1 protein-coding gene and 1 pseudogene are annotated in these 1,218 nt (G+C 38.9%); both read right to left on the reverse strand.

The genetic code is table 11. The annotated features are described in order from the left end of the window. Positions 1-63: 63 nt before the first annotated feature. A complete protein-coding gene (gene istB / locus F3D68_RS11125; protein WP_151194501.1) occupies positions 64-798 on the reverse strand; it encodes an IS21-like element helper ATPase IstB in 735 nt (244 codons plus the stop codon). Further along, positions 785-1,218: pseudogene (locus F3D68_RS11130) on the reverse strand (hypothetical protein); the annotation flags it as partial. The pseudogene F3D68_RS11130 and the gene istB, both read right to left, overlap by 14 nt.

Consider the following 1,218-nt stretch of genomic DNA (forward strand, 5'->3'; position numbering starts at 1 on the left):
TATCAAATGTCAACTAACTTTTCCGGTTACGACAACTAACTTTGCCGATTTATAGCAAAAAAATTATTTTTTCATACGATAACTTTCTCCTTCTAGGCTAATCACGGTTGCATGATGTACTAAACGATCAATAGCAGCCACTGCCATCATGTTATCAGGGAAAATGCTATCCCACTGACTAAATGGCTGATTGGCAGTAATGATCAAACTCCCTGTCTCATACCGTTGGCAGATTAACTCAAATAAAACGCTTGTTTCATGCTCATCTTTTTTGACATAGCCAATATCATCAAGGATCAACAAAGGAATTTTATCAAGCTTGGCAATTTCTTCTTGCAGGCGGTATTGCTTTTTAGCTAATTGCAGTATTTGTACTAAATGCGATGTTTGATAAAACCTGACCTTAAACCCTCGTTCAATTTTACGATAAGCAATAGCACTTGCCAAATGCGTTTTACCTAAGCCACTGGCGCCAAAGATAATGATATTATTAGCTTCTGATAGCCAAGTGTCCGTCTCAGCTAACGCATTAATTTGTTCCGCATTAACGGTGGGTATCTCCTTAAAGTTGAAACTGCTTAACGTCTTGTGCTTAGGTAGCTTAGATTCCTTAATGTGTCTTGATAATCGACTCGATTCGCGACTATCTAACTCCATCTGTGCCAGATAAGATAAATATTGACCATGACTCCAATTCTTCTGAATGGATAGCTGAGAAATTGCCTGCCAATTTTGCTTAAAACTGGCAAGCTTCAGTGCCTTTAGTTGCAAATCTAAGGTGGCTTCATAAGTGTGCATAACTTCCCCCTGTGTGAGCGTGTGATAGCAAATGGTCATATTGATTGATACTTGGCATCGGCATCGTTTGTATAGGTAATCTGGGGTTGCTCCTATTAAACCTAGTCTCCAACTGTTCAAGTATGATGGTTTTATCTGCTTCAATAAGTGCTAAACAAGCCTCTGCAAGTGCTTCTTCACAGTTGTGATCTGCACTTAGCTTCAACAGTCTTAAGATACTTTTGCAAGCAGCATCCGGCGTCTGTGTACGATCTAAATACTGCCAAATTGTCTGATAATGCTCACTAGGCAATAACTCGTCTTTATACTGGCAATAACGAAAGGCGCGAGGCTTTTTAATGAATGCATGTATGAGGTGTTTGTAATCAATCACATATTTGCTGCTTAGTTTATTAGCATAACGTCTTTCAGTGCTAAATA

Source organism: Cysteiniphilum sp. JM-1, assembly GCF_008711525.1.
In the GTDB taxonomy this organism is placed as follows: domain Bacteria; phylum Pseudomonadota; class Gammaproteobacteria; order Francisellales; family Francisellaceae; genus Caedibacter.

Excerpts from the sequence above, each read along its gene's own strand:
- istB (WP_151194501.1), bottom strand. The coding sequence starts at position 798 with ATGCACACTTATGAAGCCACCTTAGATTTGCAACTAAAGGCACTGAAG.